Consider the following 24,202-nt stretch of genomic DNA (forward strand, 5'->3'; position numbering starts at 1 on the left):
CAAGAATGGATTTAAAGCAATATGTAACAACTGTGGAAGATTGGCCAAAACCAGGTATTAGTTTTAAGGATATTACAACAATTATGGATAATGGTGAAGCATATAAATATGCAACAGACCAGATTGTAGAATATGCGAAAAAAGTACATGCTGATATTATTGTTGGACCAGAAGCGCGAGGATTCATAATAGGTTGTCCAGTTTCGTATGCACTTGGAGTAGGTTTTGCTCCAGTACGAAAAGAAGGCAAACTTCCACGTGAAGTCATTCGTGCAGAATATGGTTTGGAATATGGAAAAGATGTTTTAACAATGCATAAGGACGCGGTTAAACCTGGTCAAAAAGTATTAATCGTTGATGATTTACTTGCAACAGGTGGTACAATTGAAGCAACAATTAAACTAGTAGAAGAACTAGGAGGAATTGTAGTTGGTTGTGCTTTCTTAATCGAGTTAACATACCTTGAGGGTAGAAAAAAGCTAAACAACTACGATATTTGCACTTTGATGCAATACTAAAGGTTTACCTTAATACAAAAATGGCGGTAAACTTTGACTGCCTTAAAAACGCTTGACATACTATGTTTGTAGTACGAAGTAGAAGCGAGTAGAACTTTGGTTCATGAGCTTACTCTAAAATGCTAACAACGAAGAATGCGAGCGTTTTTCAACAGTCAAAGGGTGGACTTTACAAGTCCATCTTTTTTTTTATACAATATAGCTTATATACTATTCTAGAAATATAACGAAATCAGGTGAATTAGCATGGCAAAAGATCAAGTGAAGACAGCAGAAGATGTTTTCTATACTATCTCCACATATATGAATGGAGAGCATGTTGAATTTGTCAAAAAAGCATATAATTTAGCAGAGCATGCTCATCGAGAACAATTTCGTAATTCTGGGGAACCATATATTTTACATCCGATTCAGGTAGCCGGAATTCTTGCTGATCTTCAAATGGATCCAGAAACAGTTGCTGCTGGTTTTTTGCATGATGTTGTGGAAGATACAGAATATACACGTGAAGATATTGTTCAGGAGTTTAATGAAGAGGTAGCCCTTTTAGTAGAAGGAGTAACTAAACTCGGTAAAATTAAATATATGTCAAAAGAAGAACAGCAAGCAGAAAATCATCGTAAAATGTTTATCGCGATGGCACAAGATATTCGCATAATATTAATCAAGCTTGCCGATCGTTTACATAATATGCGTACCCTAAAACATTTGCCTGAAGAAAAACAGCGTCGTATTTCAAATGAAACATTAGAAATATTTGCCCCTCTAGCCCATCGTTTAGGGATATCTGCAGTTAAATGGGAGTTAGAAGATACTGCCCTTCGTTATTTAAATCCACAACAATATTATCGCATTGTAAATTTTATGAAGAAAAAACGTACTGAACGTGAGTCGTACTTAACAAATGTCATGAATGATATTCGTAAACAACTAGATGAGATGGAAGTTGATGCAGATATATCAGGAAGACCAAAGCATATTTATAGCATCTATCGAAAGATGGTTGTTCAAAATAAACAATTTAATGAAATATATGACCTACTTGCCATGCGGATAATTGTGAAAAGTATAAAAGATTGTTATGCGGTATTAGGTGTTATTCATACGTTATGGAAACCGATGCCAGGTAGATTTAAAGACTATATCGCTATGCCAAAACAAAATTTATATCAATCACTTCATACAACTGTAATTGGTCCAAACGGTGACCCTTTAGAGGTGCAAATTCGTACGGAAGAAATGCATAATATTGCAGAATACGGGGTTGCAGCGCATTGGGCATATAAAGAAGGTAAAAAAGTTGAAGTGAGCAAACAAACCATCGACTCAAAATTAACTTGGTTTAGAGAGATTCTTGAATTTCAACAAGAATCGTCGAATGCTGAGGAGTTTATGGAGTCGTTGAAGTTCGATTTATTTTCCGATATGGTATATGTTTTTACTCCTAAAGGTGATGTCATTGAACTTCCAGCAGGATCTGTTCCCATTGATTTTGCTTATCGAGTTCACTCAGAGGTAGGAAATAAAACAATCGGAGCAAAAGTTAACGGTAAAATGGTACCTCTTGATACAAAGTTAAAAACTGGAGACATCATAGAAGTATTAACTTCTAAACAATCATTTGGTCCAAGTCGTGACTGGGTAAAAATTGCTCAATCTTCTCAAGCGAAAAATAAAATAAAACAATTTTTTAAAAAACAGCTTCGTGATGAGAATGTGATAAAAGGTAAGGAACAAGTTGAAAAAGAGATAAGAGCACAAGAATTTGAGTTAAAAGAAGTACTAACTGCTGAAAACATTAAAAGAGTTTGTGAAAAATATGCATTTGCAGGCGAAGAGGATTTATATGCTGCGGTTGGTTTTAACGGAATTACGGCCCAACAAGTAGTAAATCGCTTAGCAGAGAAAATGCGGAAAAAACGTGATCAAGAAGAAGCGCTAGAAAAAATTACAACGGAAATGAAGGCTCCAGTTGTAAGAAAATCAACCGAATCTGGAGTTATAGTAAAGGGCATTGATAATTTGCTTATCCGTCTTTCTAGATGTTGCAGTCCTGTACCAGGAGATGAAATAGTTGGTTTCATTACTAAAGGTAGAGGTGTATCTGTGCATCGTTCAGATTGTCCTAATGTACAAAATGATGAGTCTAATTCACGCATTATCGAAGTGGAATGGGAGCAGACAGACGTATCAACGAAAAAAGATTATCAAGTTGATATTGAGATATCTGCATTTGACCGAGCTGGATTGTTAAATGAAGTACTGCAAGTGGTAAATGAATCGAAGACACATATCGCAGCTGTGAGTGGGAAATCGGAAAACGATATCGCCACTATCCATATGACGATTAAGATTACGAATATTGCCCATTTGCATAAAGTTGCAGAACGGATTAAGCATTTACCAGATGTGTTTTCGGTCCAACGAATTATCAATTAAAGGAGTTAACATCAAATGAAGGTATTACTTCAACGATGCAAAAATGCAACAGTGACAGTTGATGGTAAGGTAACAGGTTCTATCAACCATGGGTATTTACTATTAGTTGGCATTACTGCAACTGATAGTGAGAAAGAGATAAATTATTTGGCGGATAAAATTTCTGGATTACGTTTATTTGAAGATTCGGATGGTAAGATGAATCACTCAATTATTGAAGCTAGTGGTTCCATTCTTTCGGTTTCTCAATTCACGTTATACGCAGACACACGAAAAGGTAGACGTCCAAGTTTCGTCGAAGCTGCGCGTCCTGAAATAGCAAAACCATTATGGGAACTATTTAATCAAAAGTTGACAGATAAAGGATTTGTTGTCGAAACAGGCATCTTTGGTGCAATGATGGATGTTACTTTTACAAATGATGGTCCAGTAACAATCATGTTAGAGTCTTAAGAAAAGCTCAAGTATCCTCATGTCCAACTGATCTTCAATCTTTCAAGAATACTTTGGACCTCGCTTAGCTGCGGGGTCTTCTTCTTTGTAGAATTTTCTCTTGTTCCACAAACTGGCCATTTCCTGAAAAATAAAAAAACGAAAAAACAGGATTGCTCTCTTGTTTTTTATATGTCGATTCAATTAAATCCAAGAAAAAGATCTATCTGGTATTAAGTAGAATTTTATACTAATAAATCATGGAACAATTTCAAATACAGTACCTTGGTTAAAATCAGTCACTCTCATAGAGCCATAAACCCCTAAATATAGTCTTGTTTGATCTAAATTCGTTCCCAAAGTAACATAATAAGCTGATTGAGACCCAAAATTATAATCCGTTTCAATAACACTAAAATTATTTAGTTTACAATCTGTACTTACCCTGGTATAAGCTAAAGCCCCTCTTACCGGAAGCTGAGATTCTTTATTTTTGGCAAGATCGGTAAACACAACGCTACCAGTTAAATTGGGAATTCCATTCCCCATATATGGCTGAACTCCTGTAAGTGCAGTTCCTCCAAACTTATCTGGTCGGGGATCTTTATGAAAATAACTAGTTATAGGCTGAATTCGTTCCACTGAAGAAATTATTGCTTCATTGAAATTAGCAATTGTTTTCTCCTCCAAAGTTTGATTTGCAGAGCAGCTCCTAATAAATGAAGTAGGAAAAGCCCCTTCCCACCCTCGCCAGCCAAAGTTAATAAAGCCTTCTAGGTCAGGTTTAGATTTCATTAAAGAAGCTTGAATTAGCTGAGTAACGGGTATTGGTTTATAATGAACGAATGAAAAAATCGACTCAACCAAATCCTGACCGACATTTCCCACATATTTGATACACTGATTAAAAAACATTTGATATGAAATGCCTGGTATATTGCGAACCCCTTTGGCAATTACCGTAAGCGTTTCCTGTATAGGTGCGGGAAGTTCATTAAAACGTGTGACTATCGGGGGATTATTGATAAATATATTCATATCTACATCAATTTCAATTATTTTACCGGCAATTTCCATATAGTCCTGACTTAAATTAAATGGGTCATAGGCCGAACCACCATCTCCGGTTGTTAAAACAAGGTTTCCAGTTTCAGGTGAAAAGTTTAAGCTATTGACACCATTATGATTAAAAAATGGTCTTCGTAAGTTAAGTATTGTTCGTCGCTTTTGAGGTTGACCATTCGATTGTAAAATCCATTCTTCAACTGTATCAATATGATCATATTGATTTTCTCTATCTATCCATCTTAGATTTAATGTTCTGGGATCACACGGGTTTGGCTTAAAAGGTTCAGAAAGAGCACCTGGACCTTGTGTACCAGCTACTGAATAATGAAGATAAAACAGACCGTTATAATAAAATTCTGGATGAAATGCTAGCCCTAGCAATCCTCGTTCATCATATCCCCCTCTAGAAACACCTAGTTCAGAATCACCAAGTTTTATGATTCGCTGGCGAATATCTAAAAAAGTCCTTATAACCCCGTTTCCTATGTAAAAGATCTCTCCTATCTGAGTTGCAATAAATAATCTTTCAACTGAGTCACCCGGTAGTATTGCTGTTTTCAAAACAGTGGGTAAATTTATTTTACTTACAATGGGCCGTAAACTAACCTTTAATTTTATCACCTAACTTTACACTCCTTTTCATTAATTTCTTTTATAAGAATATGATTAGAAATGTTCTATTAGTATCAAATAAATGGAGAGGAACTTCGGGAAATGGCTTAATAATAAATACATATATATAACATTCTCTTTGTCAACATCTCAATATGAACTTAAGAATGAATTAGTATGACCTAAAACCTGATTTCCATATTGAGAATGATAAAGTATAAAAAAGTTTTCCTTCTTCAAGACCAAAATTCATTCTTGCCGCATATGATGCCTCATCGTAGTCATTTGTATTACTTCTTTGTATTAGGATAGAGGACTTGGGTTTTAATTGAAATGACTGCTGCTTCTCTGAATTACCACTCGAAATATGATTGATTTTCTTTTCTTTTTTTAATGGTGTTAGTAGGTATAAGTGATGTAATGATGGCGATTGCTTTGATAAATGAATTTTATGTGAAGTTTCTTATGTTCGTAAAAAGGATGGAGTAAGAAAGCTAATCTGTAAGAAAAGAAGGGGGAACTCATGAATTGGTTTAGCATTCTGTCACATGAATCATACAAGCTCCATAATTATTTTAAAACGTTTTCTTATTCTAAAAAGCTCGTATTAACCGCCATTTTTTCTGCACTTGCAGCTATCCTTCAATCAACTGGAAACTTTCTCCCAGGGGTCGGTTATCTAATCAGTCCTTTTGCTACTCTCCCTATCTTGATTTGTACCATTATATCTATTCCTATTGGGATTCAAAGTTACGTTTTGACGTTTCTTTTACTGATTCTGATCCAACCTGGCGAATCCTTTGTTTTCCCGTTTACAACAGGGATAGTAGGTTTAGGAATTGGAATAGCTCTCCTTATTATAAAAAGACGAATTGGCATCATAGTTTTTACTTCTATATTATTAACTGGTGGAATTTGTTTTCTTCTATATGTTTTCCATTTTCCTGTTTTAGGACCAATCGCCAGTACATCTTTTTCATTGAAGGTTATAGGATTTATTTGCATTTTTTCTTTTGTATATAGCTGGGTATGGGTTGAATTAAGCATGTTTATATTTAAGAAATGGTATAAATTGATGGGGGAGAAATAGGTAAACAAGTTTAGGGTTGATAAGTTCCCATGTTTAGTGTTCATTTTTGCTTGTAGAGCATTGAGACCCCGCAGGTAGCTAAGCGAATGAGGAGGCTTAAGCCATGCCCGCGGAAAGCAACAACTCGTTGAATGGTCACTATCTATAATTTGCTTTTTATTGAAATTACTCCTAACTAGAGGTAAGAAAGCGTATGCCTGCAACGGAAATCAACCTGATCATGACCTAAAAATTATAAACTTTTAGCAAAAAAAACGTAGGCAAACTTGATTATTATCAAGTTTGCCTACAGATTAATTTATTTGTGCATCAAAATAATTAATAATTCCGTTGTAAATTCCATGAGTTGCCTGTTCTCTAAATTGCTCAGTTGTTAATTGACGTTCCTCTGTTGCATTACTCAAATAACCTAATTCTATTAATATGGCCTTTTGTTTATTTTCTCGAAGAACTAAATAATTTCCTGCTTGTATTCCACGATCGTTTAGTGAAATCATATCCCTTAGCCCTTTATGAACATATGAGGCAAGTTCTTTTTGATAATTATACATGTAATAAGTAGTAAAACCTCGAACAGAACTATTCTCAATTGCATCATAATGAAGACTAATAAAAGCATCAGCTGCAACCTGGTGACTAATAGACACGCGTTTTCGAAGATCGACGTAAACATCGGACTCTCTTGTCATAATGACATTTGCACCAGCTGCCTGTAATTTAGAAGATAATAATTCCGCGGTTAAAAGGGTAATATCTTTCTCATCCGTGCCAAGTGCTCCAGTTGTTCCTCGGTCGTTCCCGCCATGGCCAGCGTCAATAACGATAGTAAGTCCTTTTAATGTACCTTTTTCTCGCTTTGCTACTGATTCTTCAATATTTGTTGTTAACGAATTGTTTGAAGCAACAACCCAACTAGCTACATAACCAATCGTATTATTTTTTAGATCAATTTTATACCAATCATCTACTTTTTCTAATACGGTAAATGTTTCACCCGCATCTACACGTTCCACTACATCACTACTTGTATTGTTTTGAGATCTTAAATTAGTTCCGTTATATAGAATTTTAATTGTCTCATTTGAATGGTCTTTCTTTGTTGTAGATGTAGATGGCTGTTCTGTATAGTTGCCATAAAAGCTAAACACCCAACCTTTTTTACCATTTTCTAATTTAATTTTTACCCAATTGTGGTCTTTTTCAAGGATTAGAAATGACTGATTCCTTAATACTTGTCCAATATTTTTCGAAGAAAGATCTGCTTTTGATCGGACATTTAACACATCTACTGAAACTACAAAGTGTTCCCCACTAGAAGAAGTATCTGTTTTTGGCTCATCCTTTACCACTTGGTCAACGATTGTGACATATTCGCTATGTACCCAGCCTTTTTGATTATTAAAGGCTATTTCAATCCAATCACCTTCTGTTTTATAGGCAGTAAATTGATTTCCTTCTTGTAATTGACCAATAACTGCAGAAGATAAGGAAGGTTCCGAACGGACATTTAATTTATTTACTTTCGAAATCACTTGTTTATTTGTCAGTTCAATTGTTTTACTTGTTGTATACCAACTAGCAATCCATCCATTAGTATTTCCAAATTTAATTTGAAGCCAGTCTTTTTCTTTACCGATAACTGTAGGCTTGTCATTTTGCCCAACAACACCAATAATATCAAAAGTAAGTCCAGGACCAGAACGAACTTTTAGAGAAGGTACATTTATTGACACTTCATTTTCTTGTGCATATACATGAATGACAGGAATAATAAGTACAATAGATATGATGAAAAGAGTCATTTTCTGCATTAGTTTGTCGATCATTGAATCCCTCCTATCCCTATTGTAAATATTCTGTCATAAAATTTCTACCTTTTGTTTAAAAGGGTTGACTTATTTCTGTCATGTCATTAAGATAAAGTATAATTAAAAACTAAAATCAAACCGATGACAGAAAAAGTAGCTGTTTTAACCGGATGAAAAGAGAGGGAAAGACGTGGCTGAAATCTTTCCTACATACGAACTCAGTGAACAACATTCGAGAGGTTTTTTGTCGAAAGAGATTTCCTTTAGTAGGCAAAAACGGAACTGGCCGTTATCCAGCTAAGAGAGGGTCAATTACTTTTGGCCAACTAGGGTGGAACCGCGGAAGCTAATATAAGCTCTCGTCCCTTGCATATGCAAGGGATGAGAGCTTTTTTATTTGCAAAAGAAAGGGGCAATTGCCATGGATATTAAAGTACCAAGAGGAACACAAGACATTTTGCCAAGCGAAACAGAGAAGTGGCAAAGAGTTGAAGAATTAATTCGAGAAACATGTCGTATGTATCAATATAAGGAAATACGGACACCAATTTTTGAGCATACCGAATTATTTACAAGAAGTGTAGGAGATACTACTGACATCGTTCAGAAAGAGATGTATACATTCCAAGATCGTGGGGACCGTTCCTTAACACTAAGACCTGAGGGAACAGCTTCAGTAGTTCGTTCTTTTGTAGAACATAAAATGTTCGGTTATGCAGATCAGCCAGTAAAATTATTTTATATGGGACCAATGTTCCGCTATGAAAGACAACAAGCTGGAAGATATCGTCAGTTCGTACAATTTGGTATTGAAGCTATTGGGAGTGCAGATCCAGCAATTGATGCTGAGGTAATATCTTTAGCTATGTCTGTTTACCAAAAAGCAGGGCTAAAAAAATTAAAGCTAGTTATCAATTCACTTGGAGATACTGAGAGTAGAGTAGCTCATAGAGAAGCGTTAGTTAATCACTTTGAACCACATATTGATGCGTTTTGCTCAGATTGTCAAAATCGACTCAAAAAAAATCCGCTTCGAATTTTAGATTGTAAAGTAGATCGTAACAATCCATTACTGGCTTCAGCACCATCTTTAGCAGATTTCTTAAACGAGGAATCTTCTGCGTATTTTGAAAAAGTAAAAGAGTATTTAACCCTTCTAAATATACCATTTGAAGTAGATCCTAATTTAGTTCGCGGACTCGATTATTATAATCATACTGCTTTTGAAATTATGAGTGCTGCAGAAGGATTTGGTGCGATAACAACACTTGCTGGTGGTGGAAGATACAATGGTCTAGTGCAAGAACTTGGTGGACCAGATTCACCAGGTATTGGATTTGCGATGAGTATTGAACGTTTGTTATTAGCTATAGAAGCTGAAAAGAATGAATGGTCAGATCTTTCGACATTAGATGCATATATAATTGGTATGGGTGAAGCTGCGAAGAAAAAAGCCGTGGAGCTTACAAATGAACTTCGCCTAAATAACATTTCAACAGAAATGGACTATTTAGATAGAAAAGTAAAGACTCAAATGAAGTCAGCAGATCGTTTAAACGCTAAATATGTGCTTGTTATTGGCGATGATGAGTTAGAAAAAGAATGTGTGATGCTTAAAAACTTATCAACTGGAGAGCAGCAACTTATTCCATGGAATAAATTAATTGAGCAATTGAAAAATAGCATGAAAGCTTGAGCGGAGGAAGAAAAATGAAAAGAACACATACTAGTGGTGAATTGAACGAACAACATATTGGCGAAGTAGTGCAATTAATTGGATGGGTGCAGAAAAGAAGAGACTTAGGTGGATTAATATTTGTAGATTTAAGAGATCGGTCTGGACTTGTACAAGTAGTTTTTAATCCTGAATTATCAGAAGCAGCTATTCAAGTAGCAGAAAATCTACGTAATGAATTTATTATCGAAGTGCACGGAAAAGTAGTAGCTCGTGCTGAAAATCAAGTTAACTCAAATATTGCATCTGGTGCAATAGAAGTCCATGCAATAGAAGTTAATATTATTAACGAAGCAAAAACTCCTCCTTTTACGATTGAGAACAATACAGATGCAGGGGAAGATATTCGTTTAAAATACCGCTATTTGGATTTAAGAAGACCAGTTATGTATGACACATTTAAAATGAGATCAGATATTACAAAAACAGTTAGACGATTCTTGGATGATGAAGGCTTTTTAGAAGTAGAGACACCGATTCTAACAAAATCTACTCCAGAAGGAGCACGTGACTATTTAGTTCCTAGCCGTGTCCACGGAGGAGAATTTTATGCATTACCACAGTCGCCACAATTATTTAAACAAATGCTTATGGTATCTGGATTTGAAAAATACTACCAAATAGCACGTTGTTTCCGAGATGAGGATTTACGCGCTGACCGTCAGCCAGAATTTACTCAGATTGATATGGAAATGAGTTTTCTATCAATGGATGATATTTTGGAAATGAACGAACGTATGATGAAAAAAATTATGAAAGATGTGAAAGGTATTGATGTAACAATTCCTTTTAATCGCATGAATTATGACGAAGCAATGGATCGATTCGGTTCTGATAAACCAGATGTTCGCTTTGGATTAGAATTAGTTGACCTATCTGAAATCGTTAAAGAAAGTGCATTTAAAGTATTTGTTTCTGCAGTTGAAAACGGCGGACAAGTAAAAGCAATCAACGTAAAAGGAGCTGCAGATAACTATTCAAGAAAAGATATCGATGCTCTTGGTGAATTTGCAGGAGTTTATGGAGCGAAAGGCCTCGCGTGGTTAAAAGTAGATGCAGAAGGACTAAAAGGACCTATTGCAAAATTTTTCGAAGGAGAAGCAGCTACTAGCTTAATCGAAAAGTTAGAAGCAACTGCAGGTGACTTATTATTATTTGTAGCTGATAAAAAATCAGTTGTTGCAGATGCCCTTGGTGCACTTAGACTTAAGCTTGGCAAAGAACTAGAATTGATTGACGAAAGTCGATTTGAATTCTTATGGGTTGTGAACTGGCCATTATTTGAATATGATGAAAAAGAAGGACGTTACTATGCAGCACATCATCCATTCACTCGACCATTTGATGAAGATCTTCCATTAATGGAAACAGATCCAAGAAAAGTTCGTGCACAAGCGTATGATTTGGTGTTAAATGGATATGAGCTTGGCGGAGGGTCATTACGTATCTATTCTAGAGAAGTACAAGAAAAAATGTTTGAAGTTCTTGGTTTCTCTGACGAGGAAGCAAAAGCACAATTTGGTTTCTTAATGGAAGCATTTGAATATGGGACACCGCCTCATGGTGGAGTTGCTTTTGGTTTAGATCGCTTAGTGATGTTACTTTCAGGGAGAACAAACTTACGTGATACAATTGCTTTCCCAAAAACTGCAAGTGCGAGTTGCTTATTAACACAAGCTCCTAGTTCTGTAGAAACAGCACAACTTGAGGAATTAAGCCTAAATGTGATAGTTCAGAATAGTTAGAAAATACTGCGCTGAAATTATTGAAGTTTGTAAATTCATGTGCTATTATACAAGTAATACGAATCCTGATGTGTTCGCAACATGCCAATCAGTTTTGACCGAACAATTTTATCGTCGGGAGTCTAACTTTTATTATAAATGACATGCCCTTCAGTGGGACGCCAGGAGTAATAAAGAGGACACCCACCTGCTACTTGCGGGTTCAAAACGATACGCTTTATTTTGTCGGCACGATTGGGATTCGTCCTAAGTGATTAATAATCCCTCTAGCAAGTTTTGCTGGGGGGTTTTTCATGGCAATAAGAAAACGTCTTTTCTACATAATGGTTCCAGGTTAACTGTTGAAGTTTAAGCGAAAAAATGCGTAATAGTCGTGGCATAAATGCAGTCTTTCTTTTTTTTAGAATTAATCCGACTAATTTGATATAAATGGAGTGTTTTAATAATGTTACATCAATTCTCAAGAAATGAACTTGCTATTGGTACCGAAGGAATAGATTTATTAAAAAATACTACGGTAGCTATATTAGGTGTTGGTGGAGTAGGATCTTTTGCAGCAGAAGCATGTGCTAGAAGTGGAGTAGGTCGAATAATTTTAGTCGATAAGGATAATGTAGATATTACAAATATTAATCGTCAATTAGTTGCTTATATTTCCACTATTGGTCGTTCGAAATCGGCAGTTATGAAAGAACGTATTGCAGATATTAATCCAGATTGTGAAGTTATCGATATGCATATGTTCTATACTGAAGAAACGTATGAACAGTTTTTTGCGATGAATATTGACTATGTAATTGATGCTTCAGATACAATTATTTATAAGATTCATTTGATGAAGGAATGTTTAAAGCGTGGAATAAAAATAATTTCAAGTATGGGTGCTGCAAACAAAACTGACCCAACTCGTTTCAAAATTGTAGATATATCTAAAACGCATACTGATCCTATTGCAAAAATAATCCGAACAAAACTACGCAAAGAAGATCGAATTACAAAAGGAATTCCTGTAGTCTTTTCAGATGAAAGCCCAATAATAGTTCGTGAGGATGTAGTTGGAAAAGTAGGAAAACCGGATGCTGCTATACGTAAAGCAAAAATGCCGCCATCCTCCAATGCATTTGTACCTTCATCTGTAGGTTTAATATGTGCAAGTTGGGTAATTAATGATATTACACGTGAAATTTTAATAAATCGAGTGCAATAATTAGTTGAAATATTTTCCTTATACCCTATACTATAATTAATGTAAGAACAATAGTGAACAATTGAGGAGGGACGTAAAATGACTGAAGTGAACAACCAAGATGCTCCGAAAAAGAAAATGACATTGCAAGAGGCAGTGAAACAAAAATTGGAAGAAAAGAAAAATCAAGCTTCCGGTGGAAAATCTCAAGCTAATGGTCCTGCAACAAACCAAAAAGCCAAAAGTCAAATGACCAAAAAAGTAAGTAACACTCGTCGGAAAATGGGTGTTTAACCTATCAAAGCATATAGATTTCCATTAAAAAATTCAGCTAGAGATTTATTTTAGCTGGATTTTTTTATTTAGGAAGGATACTCTAAATTTCACTAAAATAATAAAATGCAATAACATCTCTTACTTAATGGATTGGAGTGAAAGGTGGCGACTCCAGACGGAGGCCAACAAGATGTTGGTCACGAAGGCGTTGCCACACGATGTGGCGCTCGTAGCCTTTGTTCCTCTGTGAGACAGATGAAACATCACAACGAACCCGTAATCGGCGGTGATGGTTCATCCCTCACCCCGCGGAACGCGTCCACTTGAAACGGAAATCCCCGGAATTGAGCAAAGTGAGTGTACATTAGAATATAGTTCTCTGCTATTGTTCATAGGATATAAATGACGTAAATCTTACAAAGCAAAGCACTCTGGAATTGATGATGACAAGATGCACTTAAAGGACACTTGCGCTTTTCTTTGTTATTTCTCTGTTTTAAACTTTTCTAAACGATTATAAATAGCAGCGAGACGTTTTTCTTCTCCTGCTTCAATTGGTTCATAAAACTTTGTTCCAACTAGGTTATCTGGAAGATAAGTTTGATTGACCCAACCACCAAACGTGCCAATTTTATGATCATGCGGATAAATATATCCACCATGTCCAAGTTCTTTTGCTCCGGTATAATGTGTATCTTTTAGATGGCTAGGAATATCACCAGTTTTTCCTTGGTGAATACTTGAAATAGCTGTATCTAAAGCAGCATATGCCGAATTAGATTTCTCCGATAAACACATTAATACCACAGCATTCGCGAGTGGTATGCGTGCTTCGGGGAGTCCTAATCTTTCAGCAGCTTGGATTGCAGCGAGTACTTGAGGTCCAACTGAGGGATTTGCGAGACCGATATCTTCATAACTCATGACAAGCAATCTTCTTGAAACAGCAACTAAATCCCCGTTCTCCAATAAATGTGCTAAATAGTAAAGAGCTGCATCTGTATCACTTCCGCGTACAGATTTTTGCAGTGCAGATAGTAGGTTATAAAAATGAGATCCTTTTTTATCCCCAAACACACCGACTCTATCTACAAGACTATTTAATATAGAATCTTCCACTTTCGTCACGCCATTTTCTTCAAAGCTTGCGAATATAGTGGATTCTAATAATGTCAAAGCTTTTCTTGCATCACCATTTGCAGCATCTGCTATTTTCATCCTTTGTTCATTTGTAATGTCAATTGACATTTTTCCAAGCCCTTTAGTTTTATCCTCCAAAGCTCTCTTCAAAAGCACATCTACATCATCAGTTGTTAAGCGTTTTAGTTGTTTTATTTCTCCGCACCGTGATCGAATAGCTGGGTTTACATCATGAAAAGGATTTTCAGTTGTTGCACCGATTAATATAATAGAACCGTTTTCTACATGGGGTAATAGTGTATCTTGTTGCAATTTGTTAAATCGGTGAATTTCATCTAAAAATAAAATGACTTTTCCAGTTAATCTTGCATCAGCAACTACATCTTCTACATCTTTTTTGCCGGCTTTCGTAGCATTTAATGCAACAAAGGGAAGTTTAGTAGTGCCTGCAATTGCAAACGCAAGAGAAGTTTTACCGACTCCGGGATCACCATATAAAAGCATTGAAGGGACGTGCCCATTTTTTATCATTTTATATAAAGCAGTGTTTTTACCAATAACATGCTGTTGTCCTGCTAATTCATCTATTGTTTCGGGTCTCATTCGATATGCTAATGGTTCATTGCTCAAAATGATCTCTCCTTGTTCAAACATCTGTTCTTTAATTATATCGAAGATTAGTGGAAAAGTCATTTTGGAGTCGTCCTACCACTTAAATATGCTATACTAGGGAAAGAATTTTTTTATGTTCGGTGAAATATCCGAACCCGAATACGCCAAGGCGATTTAGATATCTAATGAGGTGGAATAATTGAAGTTTTCAACAAAAGGACGTTACGGTTTAACGATTATGATAGCATTAGGCAAACAGTGTGGAGAAGGACCACTTGCACTTCGTCAAATTGCAGCAGATCATAATTTATCGGAAGCATACTTGGAACAAATTGTTTCACCGTTACGTAACGCGGGACTTGTTAAAAGCGTTAGAGGTGCATACGGTGGATACATGCTTTCAAGGGAGCCAAATGAAATCACTGCAGGAGATGTTATTCGCGTCCTTGAAGGACCAATTCAAATTGTAGAAGGAATTGAAGAAGAAGAACTTCCACAACGTGAATTATGGATGCGTATTCGAGATGCAGTTAAAAATGTGTTAGATACCACAACTATTGAGGATTTAGCACAACATACAGAAGAAGATCCAGATAATGTTGGATATATGTTTTATATTTAAGGAGCAGTTAGATATGACTAGAATATACTTAGATCATGCAGCTACAACCCCAATGGCAGACGAAGTCATTAAAACATTGACAGAAGAAATGAACAATGAATATGGAAATGCTTCAAGCATCCACCAAACCGGAAGAAAAGCACGAAAAAAATTAGATGAGGCAAGAAACATACTTGCTGCAAGTATTGGTGCCCATGAAACAGAGATTACTATTACAAGTGGTGGTACAGAAGCAGATAATTTTGCTATCTTTGGCACTGCTTATGCTCGAAAAAATGAAGGTAAACATATTATTACAACTCAAATTGAACATCATGCAGTACTTCATGCTTGTGAACAATTAGAACGTGAAGGATTCGATATCACCTATTTACCTGTGAATAGAGAAGGCATAGTAGATGTAAACGATTTGAAAAATGCGCTTAGGGAAGATACCATTTTAGTTTCTATCATGTATGGAAACAATGAGGTCGGTACAATTCAACCGATAAGTGAAATAGGAGAGTTACTAAAAGAACACCCTGCCTATTTTCATACAGATGCGGTACAAGCATATGGTGGGGCTAACTTAAATGTAAACGATTTACAAGTCGATTTATTAAGCGTGTCTAGCCATAAAATTAATGGTCCAAAAGGAATTGGGTTTTTGTTTCAACGAAAAGGACTTCATCTGAAACCATTGTTTTATGGTGGGCAACAAGAAAGAAAAAGACGTGCTGGAACTGAAAATGTACCTGCAGTAGTTGGCTTTGCAAAAGCAGTTGAGTTGAAACAACAAAATTTAGAAACAACCATTAATTTCTACAATGAATTGAGAAATGCTTTTCTCGTTCAGCTGGAAAGTAAAGGGATAGAATACACAATTAATGGTTCACAAGAGAAAGTTCTTCCACATGTGATCAACCTTAGTATCCCAAAAACAGATGTGGAAACATTTTTAATTCAACTAGACATGGCAGGAATTGATGCATCCAGTGGTTCTGCTTGTTCGGCTGGGTCTATTGATCCTTCCCATGTTTTAGTTGCTATGTATGGTGAAAATACACCAGAGTTACGCAATTCCATTCGTTTTAGTTTTGGTATAAATAATACAATAGAGCAAGTAACAGAAGCCGCAAATAAAATAAGCAAAATTATTCTAGGTTCATAACGAATAATTGAAATGAGTGAGTACAGTGAAAAAAATAGAAGATACAAGAGTAGTAGTTGGTATGTCCGGTGGGGTGGATTCCTCCGTCGCAGCTTACCTATTAAAAGAACAAGGGTATGATGTCATCGGCATCTTTATGAAAAATTGGGATGATACAGATGAGTTTGGTGTATGTACAGCTACAGAGGATTACGAAGATGTTATTAAAGTATGTAATCAAATTGGTATACCTTATTATGCAGTAAATTTTGAAAAACAATATTGGGATAAAGTTTTTACCTATTTCCTTGAAGAGTATAAAGCTGGAAGAACACCAAATCCAGATGTAATGTGTAATAAAGAAATAAAATTTAAAGCATTTTTAGAACATGCACTAGCGCTTGGGGCGGACTTTTTGGCAACTGGCCACTATGCACAAGTGGAAGTAAGAGAAGGTCAAACTAGAATGCTACGCGGTAAAGACGAAAATAAAGATCAAACCTATTTTTTAAACCAATTAAACCAAGAACAATTGGAAAAAGTTATGTTTCCAATAGGTCATTTAGAAAAGAAAAAAGTCCGTGAAATAGCTTTAGAACAGGGGCTTGCTACAGCCACCAAAAAAGATTCCACAGGAATTTGTTTTATCGGTGAAAGAAACTTCAAGGAGTTTTTAGGGCAATATTTACCTGCGCAACAAGGTGTGATGGAAACAATGGATGGGAAACCAATGGGTAAACATGACGGACTGATGTACTATACAATAGGCCAACGTCATGGGTTAGGAATTGGTGGATCAGGTGATCCATGGTTTGTCATTGGTAAAGATTTAGATCGAAATGTTTTATTAGTTGGTCAAAATATTAATAATGATGCCCTTTTCTCCACCAGTTTAACTGCAACTAATTTATCTTTTACAACTACTTTTGAGAAGCCAAAAAGCTTTAATTGCACAGCGAAATTCAGATATCGACAAGAAGATGTCGGAGTTCACGTGGAAATGATAGGAGATAATGAAGTATCCGTTACATTTGAAAAACCGGTACGAGCAATCACTCCTGGACAGGCAGTAGTTTTCTATCAAGGGGACGAGTGTTTAGGCGGGGCGACGATTGACAAAGTATTCAAGGACGGAGTACAACTGGATTACGTTGGCTAACTGGAGGGATTTATATGAATTACAATGAATTAGGAATAGAAGCTATTCAAGAAGAAAACTATGAAAAAGCCGTTGAACTATTTACAAAAGCTATAGAGGAAAACCCGGAAGAGGCTATTGGATATATCAATTTCGGTAATTTACTCGCGTCTATGAATGAAAATGATCGGGCAGAACGATTCTTTCAAAAAGCGATTACGCTAGACGAGAATGCGGCTACTGCATACTATAGCTTAGCTAATTTGTATTATGATGCAGAACGTTTTGATGAAGCAGCAAAACTTTATGAAAAAGCGATCTCTAATGGAATTGAAGGCCCAGATGCTTATTTTATGTTAGGAAAAAGCTTTGAAAAAACGGGTCAAATAAAGCTATCACTTCCGTATCTACAAAGGGCTTACGAACTAGATTCCAATGATATTCAAATTAAGCTAACCTACGCAATAGCACTAGCTAGTTTTGAAATGTTTAAAGAAGCAGAACCAATTTTAAAAGAAATTTTAGAGGAAGAAGCCGAAAACGCGGATGCACACTATAATTTAGGCGTGTTATATGCAGTTTCCACTCCTAATACGGAAGCAGCTCTTTATCATTTGAAACAAGCGTTTACGATTCAACCAACCTACGATCAAGCACGCTATGTGCACGATATGATTTCGCTAAGAAGTTAACTTAATTCAGCAGAAAACATTTGCTGAATTAAGTTAAAGCCTCCGGCGGATGTCACAGATTTAGTAAGGAGTGAATGGAGCCAACTCGATTCAAAATCTGGACGCACTGTTTTCTGCGATGAGCTTTGCGCAGGAGCAAATATGCTAAGGCGAATTTGATTTACAATTTGGAGGCGGTAGCATGAGCAACGAGATGAATAATGAAAAACAATTTATTACGGGTCGTCCTATCGTCTCAATTTTTCATAACCCCCAAAATTTATTTTCCATTATTAAACTAAAAATTAAATCCACCAATACAACTTATATAGAAAAAGAAATAATTGTAACAGGTTATTTTCCCCCCCTCGTACTAGAGGAATCTTATAAATTTACGGGCGTTGTCAAAAATCATCCTAAGTATGGTGTGCAATTTCAAGTGGAGACCTTTCAAAAGGAAGTTCCAGCTACCGAACAAGGAATAGTCCTTTATTTATCAAGTGATATGTTCCCTGGAATAGGTAGAAAAACTGCAGAGCAAATTGTGAAAAAACTTGGTCAAAATGCAATCAATAGAATTTTAGATGACCCTTCTGCATTGGACATCATTCCAAAATTGGCAGAAGATAAAAAACAAACATTGAGAGCTGTCTTAGAGCAAAACCTAGGGCTCGAAAAAGTGATGATTCAGTTAAATGAATGGGGGTTCGGCCCACAAATCGCGATGAAAATTTATCAATCTTATCGAGAGGAAACGATTGATATATTGACAAAGAACCCATATCGACTTATCGAGGAAGTGGAAGGTGTGGGATTTATTCGGGCAGATGAACTGGGTTATAAACTTGGCATACAAGGAAATCACCCAGATCGTATAAAAGCTGCCATTTTTCACTTATTACAATCTGCTTCATTAAGTGAAGGTCATGTATTTTTATATGCAGAGCAATTACTCGAATCTGTCAAAAGATTATTAGAAAGTGCTCAAAGAGAAGAAATTACTTATGAAGCAATTACGAAATGTTGCATTGAGCTAGCTGAAGCAAACCGAATCGTTGGAGAAGTAAATCGATTTTATATCCCTTCTCTTTATTTTTCAGAAGTGGGGATAAGTTCAAAAATTGAAACGTTACTAAATGAAGACAATATACATCATAAATTTCCTCTTGCAGAGATGAAAAAACATCTTGGTGCAATAGAAGAACGATTGGGCGTACAATATGCTACAACACAAATTAAAGCGATAGAAACGGCAATAAATGCTAGCATGACCCTATTAACAGGTGGACCAGGAACTGGGAAGACCACTGTCGTTAGAGGGATCGTTGAATTATATGCGGAACTTCATGGTCTTTCATTGGAGCCAAAAGATTGGGCAAAAGATAAAAAGCCGTTTCCAGTTGTTTTGTCTGCTCCAACAGGTAGAGCAGCGAAACGTTTAAGCGAATCTACCGGATTACCGGCAATGACGATCCACCGATTATTAGGATTTAACGGACAGGAAGATGCTGAATCAGAAGGAAAAGAAATTGAAGGAAAACTAATAATTATTGACGAAACTTCTATGCTTGATACTTGGCTAGGACATCAATTATTAAAAGCCATTCCTAAAGATGCTCAAGTAATATTTGTCGGCGATCAGGATCAATTACCTCCTGTCGGCCCGGGGCAAGTATTAAAAGACTTATTAACTTCTAAAAGAATTCCAACTGTTGAATTAATTGATATTTATCGTCAAACAGAAGGTTCTTCTATTATTGAACTAGCTCATCAAATGAAAAAAGGGACCGTTCCACAAACCCTGTTAGATAAGACAAAGGATCGTTCATTTATTAAAGCTACTACAGAACAAATTCCTAAAGTAGTAGAACAAGTGTTGAAAAGTGCTTTAACAAAAGGGCATTCGATAAGAGATATTCAAGTACTCGCACCTATGTATAGAGGTCCAGCTGGAATAGATGCATTAAATAATATGATACAAGAAATGGTGAATCCAAATACAGATGGAAAAAGAAAAGAAATGGTATTTGGAGAAACGATCTATCGAATCGGTGACAAAGTTTTGCAACTTGTAAATCAGCCAGAAAGCAATGTTTTCAATGGAGATATGGGTGAAGTGGTTAGTATTTTCAAAGCTGCCGAAACGGTGGAGAAAAAAGAAATGCTTGTTATTTCATTTGATGGCAATGAAGTGACCTATGAAAAGAATGATTTGAATCAGATCACTCTAGCGTATTGTTGCTCTGTACATAAATCGCAAGGTAGCGAATTCCAAACTGTCATTATGCCTGTTACAAGAGGCTATATGAAAATGCTTCGAAGAAACTTATTGTATACGGGCATCACAAGAGCAAAAAACTTTTTAATACTATGCGGGGACCCAGAAGTATTTAAGTTCGGAGTAGAGCGCACAGATGATTTGCAAAGACTTACAACGTTAAAAAATCGATTAGCTGTATGTGAAGAAGTTAAAGAAGAGGTAGTTGAAACGAACGGAAAAGTGGAAGAAGAGATTATCAATGAACCAACATTCTTATCTGCAGATAACTACCATAAAATTGATCCTTTAATCGGGATGAATGGAATTTCTCCATACGACTTCTTGGAGATGGATAATTGACAACAGGTCGATTGTTTTTTATAATCAAATGCATAGAGCAAAATGATGACAGAGAAAGTACACTTGTTACCTGAAAAAGAGAAGGATTCCTTGGCTGAAAGAATCTTCAGAATCTAACAAGTTGGAAAGCTACTCTTGAGTGCAGCTAATAACTGCCGTTTAGCCGCGTTAAGGTTACTTGAGAGACACAATGATTCTTGTTGTGTAACTAGGGTGGTACCGCGAAATTATAGCTTTCGTCCCTTTTTTAGGGATGAAGGCTTTTTTTTATTTTTATTTTACTAGGAGGAAAATTGAATGAAACAATTGACAGGTGCACAAATTAGACAAATGTATTTAGATTTTTTTATTGAAAAAGGACATGCACAAGAACCATCAGCTCCACTTGTACCAATTAACGATCCCTCACTATTATGGATTAATAGTGGAGTTGCTACCTTAAAGAAATATTTTGATGGCAGAGTAATTCCTGAAAATCCACGTATTACAAATGCACAAAAGTCTATTCGTACTAATGACATTGAAAATGTAGGGAAAACCGCTAGACATCACACGTTTTTTGAAATGCTTGGAAACTTTTCGATTGGAGATTACTTCAAAAAAGAAGCTATTCATTTTGCTTGGGAATTCCTAACAGATGAAAAGTGGATGGCGTTCGAAGAAGAAAAACTATCTATAACGATTCATCCAGAAGATGAAGAAGCATATACTATTTGGAAGAATGAAATTGGAATTCCGGAAGAACGTATTATTCGATTGGAAGGGAATTTTTGGGATATAGGAGAAGGTCCTAGTGGGCCGAACTCTGAAATATTTTATGATCGAGGAGAATCATACGGAAATGATTTAAATGATCCTGAACTATATCCAGGAGGAGAAAATGAAAGATATTTAGAAATTTGGAATTTGGTATTTTCGCAATTCAACCATAACCCAGATCACACGTACACCCCACTTCCAAAGCAGAATATTGATACGGGAATGGGATTAGAACGAATGGCTTGTGTTGTTCAAGATGTACCAACGAATTTTGATACAGATTTTTTTATCCCAATTATTCGTCAAACAGAAGAAGTTTCAGGTAAATCATATAATACGGATGTTGCATATGACGTTGCATTTAAAGTAATTGCGGACCATATCCGTACTGTTGCATTTGCTATTGGAGATGGTGCACTTCCATCAAATGAAGGTAGAGGATACGTACTAAGAAGATTGCTTCGTCGTGCTGTTCGTTTTGCAAAACAATTAGGAGTAGACAAGCCGTTCTTATATGAATTAGTTCCAGTTGTTGGTGACATCATGAAGGATTTCTACCCGGAAGTAAAAGAAAAACAAGACTTTATAATGCGAGTGATTAAAACGGAAGAGGAACGTTTTCATGAAACACTTCATGACGGTCTAACAATTTTAGAAAAAGTAATAGAGGAACAACGTGAAAAAGGAGAATCCTTTATTCCGGGTACAACAACATTTACACTATACGACACATACGGATTCCCAATTGAACTTACAGAAGAGTATGCGGAAGAAGCAAACATGACTGTGGACCAAGAAGGATTTAAGAAAGAAATGGAAGCTCAGCGTAATCGTGCTCGTGCTGCTCGCCAAAATGTGGACTCCATGCAAGTACAGTCTGAGGTTTATAGTAATATTCAAGATGAGAGTGAATTTGTTGGATATGATACATTAACAGTTACAACGACAATATCAACTATTATTAAAGGTGAAGCAATTGCTAAATCTGCAAATGAAGGGGAAGAAATTCAACTAATACTTTCGAAAACTCCATTCTATGCAGAAAGTGGCGGTCAAATAGCTGACCATGGAACAATAGAAAATGATACCTTTAGAGGATTTGTAAAAGACGTTAAAAAGGCTCCAAATGGGCAAAATTTACACACTGTTATTGTTGAATCTGGCGAAGTAACAACTGGATCAGAAGTTATAGCAACAGTTGATCGTGTATTACGTGATCAGACGGTGAAAAATCACTCTGCAACACATTTGTTACACCAAGCATTAAAAGATATTTTAGGGGTACATGTAAACCAGGCTGGTTCTTATGTAGGACCAGACCGCTTACGTTTTGACTTTTCGCATTTTGGACAAGTAACAAAAGAAGAGCTGGAGCAAGTTGAACGAATAGTAAACGAAAAAGTTTGGGAAAATACTCCTGTAGTTACTGGTTATCATAATATTGATGAAGCTAAAAGTATGGGAGCAATGGCATTATTCGGTGAGAAATATGGAGATATCGTGCGAGTTGTACAAATGGGGCAATTTTCACTTGAATTGTGCGGTGGTGTACATGTAAAAAATACATCTGAAATTGGTTTCTTCAAAATTCTCTCAGAAAGTGGTATTGGAGCTGGAACAAGAAGAATAGAAGCTGTAACAGGTAAAGGAGCATTTGAAGTCGTAAAAGAAGAAGAGCATACATTAATAGAAGCTTCTAACCTTTTGAAATCTCAACCGAAGGATTTAGTAACAAAAGTAGCCCAGACGTTGAACGAACTAAAGAATGCACAAAGAGAGAATGAATCACTTTCAGCTAAAATTGCAAACAATCAGGCTGCGTCTGTTCTGTCTTCTGCTCAAATAATTAATGGAGTAACCGTACTATCAGTGAAAGTTGATGCAAAAGATAATAATCAACTACGTCAGATGATGGATGATCTAAAAGAAAAATTAGATAAGGCTGTTATTGTTTTAGGTGCAATTGACGGTGAAAAAGTTATGATTTCTACTGGAGTTACAAAAGATATAGTTGGTGGAAACTATCACGCTGGAAATATCGTCAAACTTGTAGCTGAGCAATGTGGAGGAAAAGGCGGAGGAAGACCTGATTTCGCAATGGCAGGGGCAAAAGACGGAAGTAAGTTGGAAGCTGCTTTAAATTCGGTATATGATTATATTAAATCTGTGTAATTCGAAACATTGCTGTTTTTCCTCTAACGGAAAATTTAAGCTAAGATGAGTTATAGTAGAATTTTAAACTAAGGGTAAATTTGATACTATTTCCAATTTCGGTTATACTGTAGATTAGATATGTAAAACTGCCTACTAAAACTGAAAGCGAGGTGCTGATCATGAGTTCATTCGATAAAACGATGAAATTTAACTTCCCAGAAGAGTCTATGGAACAGGAAGTAAAACATGTGATGCTACAAGTTCACTCTGCACTGGAAGAAAAAGGATATAATTCAATTAATCAAATTGTAGGCTATCTACTATCTGGTGATCCAGCTTATATTCCTCGCCATCAAGACGCACGTAATATGATTCGTAAATTAGAACGTGACGAAATTTTGGAAGAATTAGTGAAGTTCTATATTAAAAAAAATAATGAGGCTTAAGC

The 24,202-nt window shown here is 36.0% G+C and carries 18 protein-coding genes, 1 other RNA gene and 2 other annotated features; of the genes, 16 read left to right on the plus strand and 3 right to left on the minus strand.

Annotated features, from left to right (window positions below; translation table 11 throughout):
- Positions 1 to 5: 5 nt before the first annotated feature.
- The 3 genes from ACFVR1_RS10765 to dtd all read left to right on the plus strand — a co-directional run bounded on the left by ACFVR1_RS10765 (position 6) and on the right by dtd (position 3,410).
- Positions 6 to 518 (plus strand): adenine phosphoribosyltransferase, encoded by a 513-nt coding sequence (locus ACFVR1_RS10765; RefSeq protein ID WP_387583936.1) that lies wholly within the window; start codon positions 6 to 8, stop codon positions 516 to 518.
- 246 nt (positions 519 to 764) lie between these two features.
- Positions 765 to 2,957, plus strand: coding sequence for a RelA/SpoT family protein (locus tag ACFVR1_RS10770; protein WP_387583938.1), 2,193 nt, complete (start codon positions 765 to 767; stop codon positions 2,955 to 2,957).
- Between the two features lie 15 nt (positions 2,958 to 2,972).
- Positions 2,973 to 3,410 (plus strand): D-aminoacyl-tRNA deacylase, encoded by a 438-nt coding sequence (dtd, locus tag ACFVR1_RS10775; protein WP_387583940.1) that lies wholly within the window; start codon positions 2,973 to 2,975, stop codon positions 3,408 to 3,410.
- A gap of 237 nt (positions 3,411 to 3,647) precedes the next feature.
- On the opposite strand, the gene ACFVR1_RS10780 is transcribed toward dtd, so the two are convergent.
- Positions 3,648 to 5,078, minus strand: coding sequence for a PQQ-dependent sugar dehydrogenase (locus tag ACFVR1_RS10780; protein WP_387583941.1), 1,431 nt, complete (start codon positions 5,076 to 5,078; stop codon positions 3,648 to 3,650).
- A 514-nt stretch (positions 5,079 to 5,592) separates the two neighbouring features.
- On the opposite strand from ACFVR1_RS10780, the gene ACFVR1_RS10785 reads away from it, so the two are divergent.
- Positions 5,593 to 6,159: a hypothetical protein gene (locus tag ACFVR1_RS10785; RefSeq protein ID WP_387583943.1), complete on the plus strand. Its 567-nt coding sequence runs from the start codon at positions 5,593 to 5,595 to the stop codon at positions 6,157 to 6,159.
- A 293-nt stretch (positions 6,160 to 6,452) separates the two neighbouring features.
- Here the strand turns inward: ACFVR1_RS10785 and ACFVR1_RS10790 are convergent, their stop codons facing one another.
- Positions 6,453 to 7,985 carry an N-acetylmuramoyl-L-alanine amidase family protein gene (locus ACFVR1_RS10790; RefSeq protein ID WP_387583944.1) on the minus strand — a complete coding sequence of 511 codons (1,533 nt, stop codon included), beginning with the start codon at positions 7,983 to 7,985 and terminating at the stop codon, positions 6,453 to 6,455.
- Positions 7,986 to 8,099: 114 nt separating this feature from the next.
- Positions 8,100 to 8,337 (plus strand) — a binding site (T-box leader).
- A 51-nt stretch (positions 8,338 to 8,388) separates the two neighbouring features.
- On the opposite strand from ACFVR1_RS10790, the gene hisS reads away from it, so the two are divergent.
- The 5 genes from hisS to ACFVR1_RS10815 all read left to right on the plus strand — a co-directional run bounded on the left by hisS (position 8,389) and on the right by ACFVR1_RS10815 (position 12,927).
- Positions 8,389 to 9,663 (plus strand): histidine--tRNA ligase, encoded by a 1,275-nt coding sequence (hisS, locus tag ACFVR1_RS10795; RefSeq protein ID WP_387583946.1) that lies wholly within the window; start codon positions 8,389 to 8,391, stop codon positions 9,661 to 9,663.
- A gap of 14 nt (positions 9,664 to 9,677) precedes the next feature.
- A complete protein-coding gene (gene aspS, locus ACFVR1_RS10800) occupies positions 9,678 to 11,447 on the plus strand; it encodes an aspartate--tRNA ligase (RefSeq protein ID WP_387583948.1) in 1,770 nt (589 codons plus the stop codon).
- Between the two features lie 59 nt (positions 11,448 to 11,506).
- A non-coding RNA gene (gene ssrS, locus ACFVR1_RS10805) (6S RNA) lies at positions 11,507 to 11,692 on the plus strand.
- A gap of 200 nt (positions 11,693 to 11,892) precedes the next feature.
- Positions 11,893 to 12,654, plus strand: coding sequence for a tRNA threonylcarbamoyladenosine dehydratase (locus ACFVR1_RS10810; protein WP_387583950.1), 762 nt, complete (start codon positions 11,893 to 11,895; stop codon positions 12,652 to 12,654).
- Positions 12,655 to 12,732: 78 nt separating this feature from the next.
- Positions 12,733 to 12,927: a hypothetical protein gene (locus ACFVR1_RS10815; RefSeq protein WP_387583951.1), complete on the plus strand. Its 195-nt coding sequence runs from the start codon at positions 12,733 to 12,735 to the stop codon at positions 12,925 to 12,927.
- A gap of 465 nt (positions 12,928 to 13,392) precedes the next feature.
- Here ACFVR1_RS10815 and ACFVR1_RS10820 read toward each other — a convergent pair whose 3' ends face one another.
- Positions 13,393 to 14,679, minus strand: a complete 1,287-nt coding sequence (locus ACFVR1_RS10820) for a replication-associated recombination protein A (RefSeq protein WP_387584308.1) — start codon at positions 14,677 to 14,679, stop codon at positions 13,393 to 13,395.
- A gap of 181 nt (positions 14,680 to 14,860) precedes the next feature.
- Here ACFVR1_RS10820 and cymR point away from each other — a divergent pair, with 181 nt between their 5' ends.
- The 7 genes from cymR to ACFVR1_RS10855 all read left to right on the plus strand — a co-directional run bounded on the left by cymR (position 14,861) and on the right by ACFVR1_RS10855 (position 24,200).
- Positions 14,861 to 15,283 carry a cysteine metabolism transcriptional regulator CymR gene (gene cymR / locus ACFVR1_RS10825; protein ID WP_387583953.1) on the plus strand — a complete coding sequence of 141 codons (423 nt, stop codon included), beginning with the start codon at positions 14,861 to 14,863 and terminating at the stop codon, positions 15,281 to 15,283.
- 13 nt (positions 15,284 to 15,296) lie between these two features.
- Positions 15,297 to 16,433: a cysteine desulfurase family protein gene (locus ACFVR1_RS10830; protein ID WP_387583955.1), complete on the plus strand. Its 1,137-nt coding sequence runs from the start codon at positions 15,297 to 15,299 to the stop codon at positions 16,431 to 16,433.
- A 25-nt stretch (positions 16,434 to 16,458) separates the two neighbouring features.
- The gene (mnmA, locus tag ACFVR1_RS10835; protein WP_387583956.1) at positions 16,459 to 17,571 is read left to right on the plus strand and encodes a tRNA 2-thiouridine(34) synthase MnmA; all 1,113 of its coding nucleotides are present in this window, start codon (positions 16,459 to 16,461) and stop codon (positions 17,569 to 17,571) included.
- A 14-nt stretch (positions 17,572 to 17,585) separates the two neighbouring features.
- Positions 17,586 to 18,242, plus strand: coding sequence for a tetratricopeptide repeat protein (locus tag ACFVR1_RS10840; protein WP_387583958.1), 657 nt, complete (start codon positions 17,586 to 17,588; stop codon positions 18,240 to 18,242).
- 181 nt (positions 18,243 to 18,423) lie between these two features.
- Entirely contained in the window at positions 18,424 to 20,841 is a 2,418-nt protein-coding gene (gene recD2, locus ACFVR1_RS10845; protein WP_387583959.1) for an SF1B family DNA helicase RecD2, read from the plus strand.
- A 36-nt stretch (positions 20,842 to 20,877) separates the two neighbouring features.
- Positions 20,878 to 21,088: a binding site (T-box leader), on the plus strand.
- Positions 21,089 to 21,138: 50 nt separating this feature from the next.
- Positions 21,139 to 23,772, plus strand: coding sequence for an alanine--tRNA ligase (gene alaS, locus ACFVR1_RS10850; RefSeq protein WP_387583961.1), 2,634 nt, complete (start codon positions 21,139 to 21,141; stop codon positions 23,770 to 23,772).
- A 161-nt stretch (positions 23,773 to 23,933) separates the two neighbouring features.
- Positions 23,934 to 24,200 carry an IreB family regulatory phosphoprotein gene (locus tag ACFVR1_RS10855; protein WP_053588802.1) on the plus strand — a complete coding sequence of 89 codons (267 nt, stop codon included), beginning with the start codon at positions 23,934 to 23,936 and terminating at the stop codon, positions 24,198 to 24,200.
- The last annotated feature ends 2 nt before the right edge of the window (positions 24,201 to 24,202 follow it).

Origin of the sequence: Psychrobacillus sp. NPDC058041, from assembly GCF_042885655.1 — a bacterium.
In the GTDB taxonomy this organism is placed as follows: Bacteria; Bacillota; Bacilli; order Bacillales_A; family Planococcaceae; genus Psychrobacillus.

Excerpts from the sequence above, each read along its gene's own strand:
- ACFVR1_RS10765 (WP_387583936.1), top strand. The coding sequence starts at position 6 with ATGGATTTAAAGCAATATGTAACAACTGTGGAAGATTGGCCAAAACCA.
- ACFVR1_RS10770 (WP_387583938.1), top strand. The coding sequence starts at position 765 with ATGGCAAAAGATCAAGTGAAGACAGCAGAAGATGTTTTCTATACTATC.
- dtd (WP_387583940.1), top strand. The coding sequence starts at position 2,973 with ATGAAGGTATTACTTCAACGATGCAAAAATGCAACAGTGACAGTTGAT.
- ACFVR1_RS10785 (WP_387583943.1), top strand. The coding sequence starts at position 5,593 with ATGAATTGGTTTAGCATTCTGTCACATGAATCATACAAGCTCCATAAT.
- ACFVR1_RS10790 (WP_387583944.1), bottom strand. The coding sequence starts at position 7,985 with ATGATCGACAAACTAATGCAGAAAATGACTCTTTTCATCATATCTATT.
- hisS (WP_387583946.1), top strand. The coding sequence starts at position 8,389 with ATGGATATTAAAGTACCAAGAGGAACACAAGACATTTTGCCAAGCGAA.
- aspS (WP_387583948.1), top strand. The coding sequence starts at position 9,678 with ATGAAAAGAACACATACTAGTGGTGAATTGAACGAACAACATATTGGC.
- ACFVR1_RS10810 (WP_387583950.1), top strand. The coding sequence starts at position 11,893 with ATGTTACATCAATTCTCAAGAAATGAACTTGCTATTGGTACCGAAGGA.
- ACFVR1_RS10815 (WP_387583951.1), top strand. The coding sequence starts at position 12,733 with ATGACTGAAGTGAACAACCAAGATGCTCCGAAAAAGAAAATGACATTG.
- ACFVR1_RS10830 (WP_387583955.1), top strand. The coding sequence starts at position 15,297 with ATGACTAGAATATACTTAGATCATGCAGCTACAACCCCAATGGCAGAC.
- ACFVR1_RS10840 (WP_387583958.1), top strand. The coding sequence starts at position 17,586 with ATGAATTACAATGAATTAGGAATAGAAGCTATTCAAGAAGAAAACTAT.
- recD2 (WP_387583959.1), top strand. The coding sequence starts at position 18,424 with ATGAGCAACGAGATGAATAATGAAAAACAATTTATTACGGGTCGTCCT.
- alaS (WP_387583961.1), top strand. The coding sequence starts at position 21,139 with ATGAAACAATTGACAGGTGCACAAATTAGACAAATGTATTTAGATTTT.
- ACFVR1_RS10855 (WP_053588802.1), top strand. The coding sequence starts at position 23,934 with ATGAGTTCATTCGATAAAACGATGAAATTTAACTTCCCAGAAGAGTCT.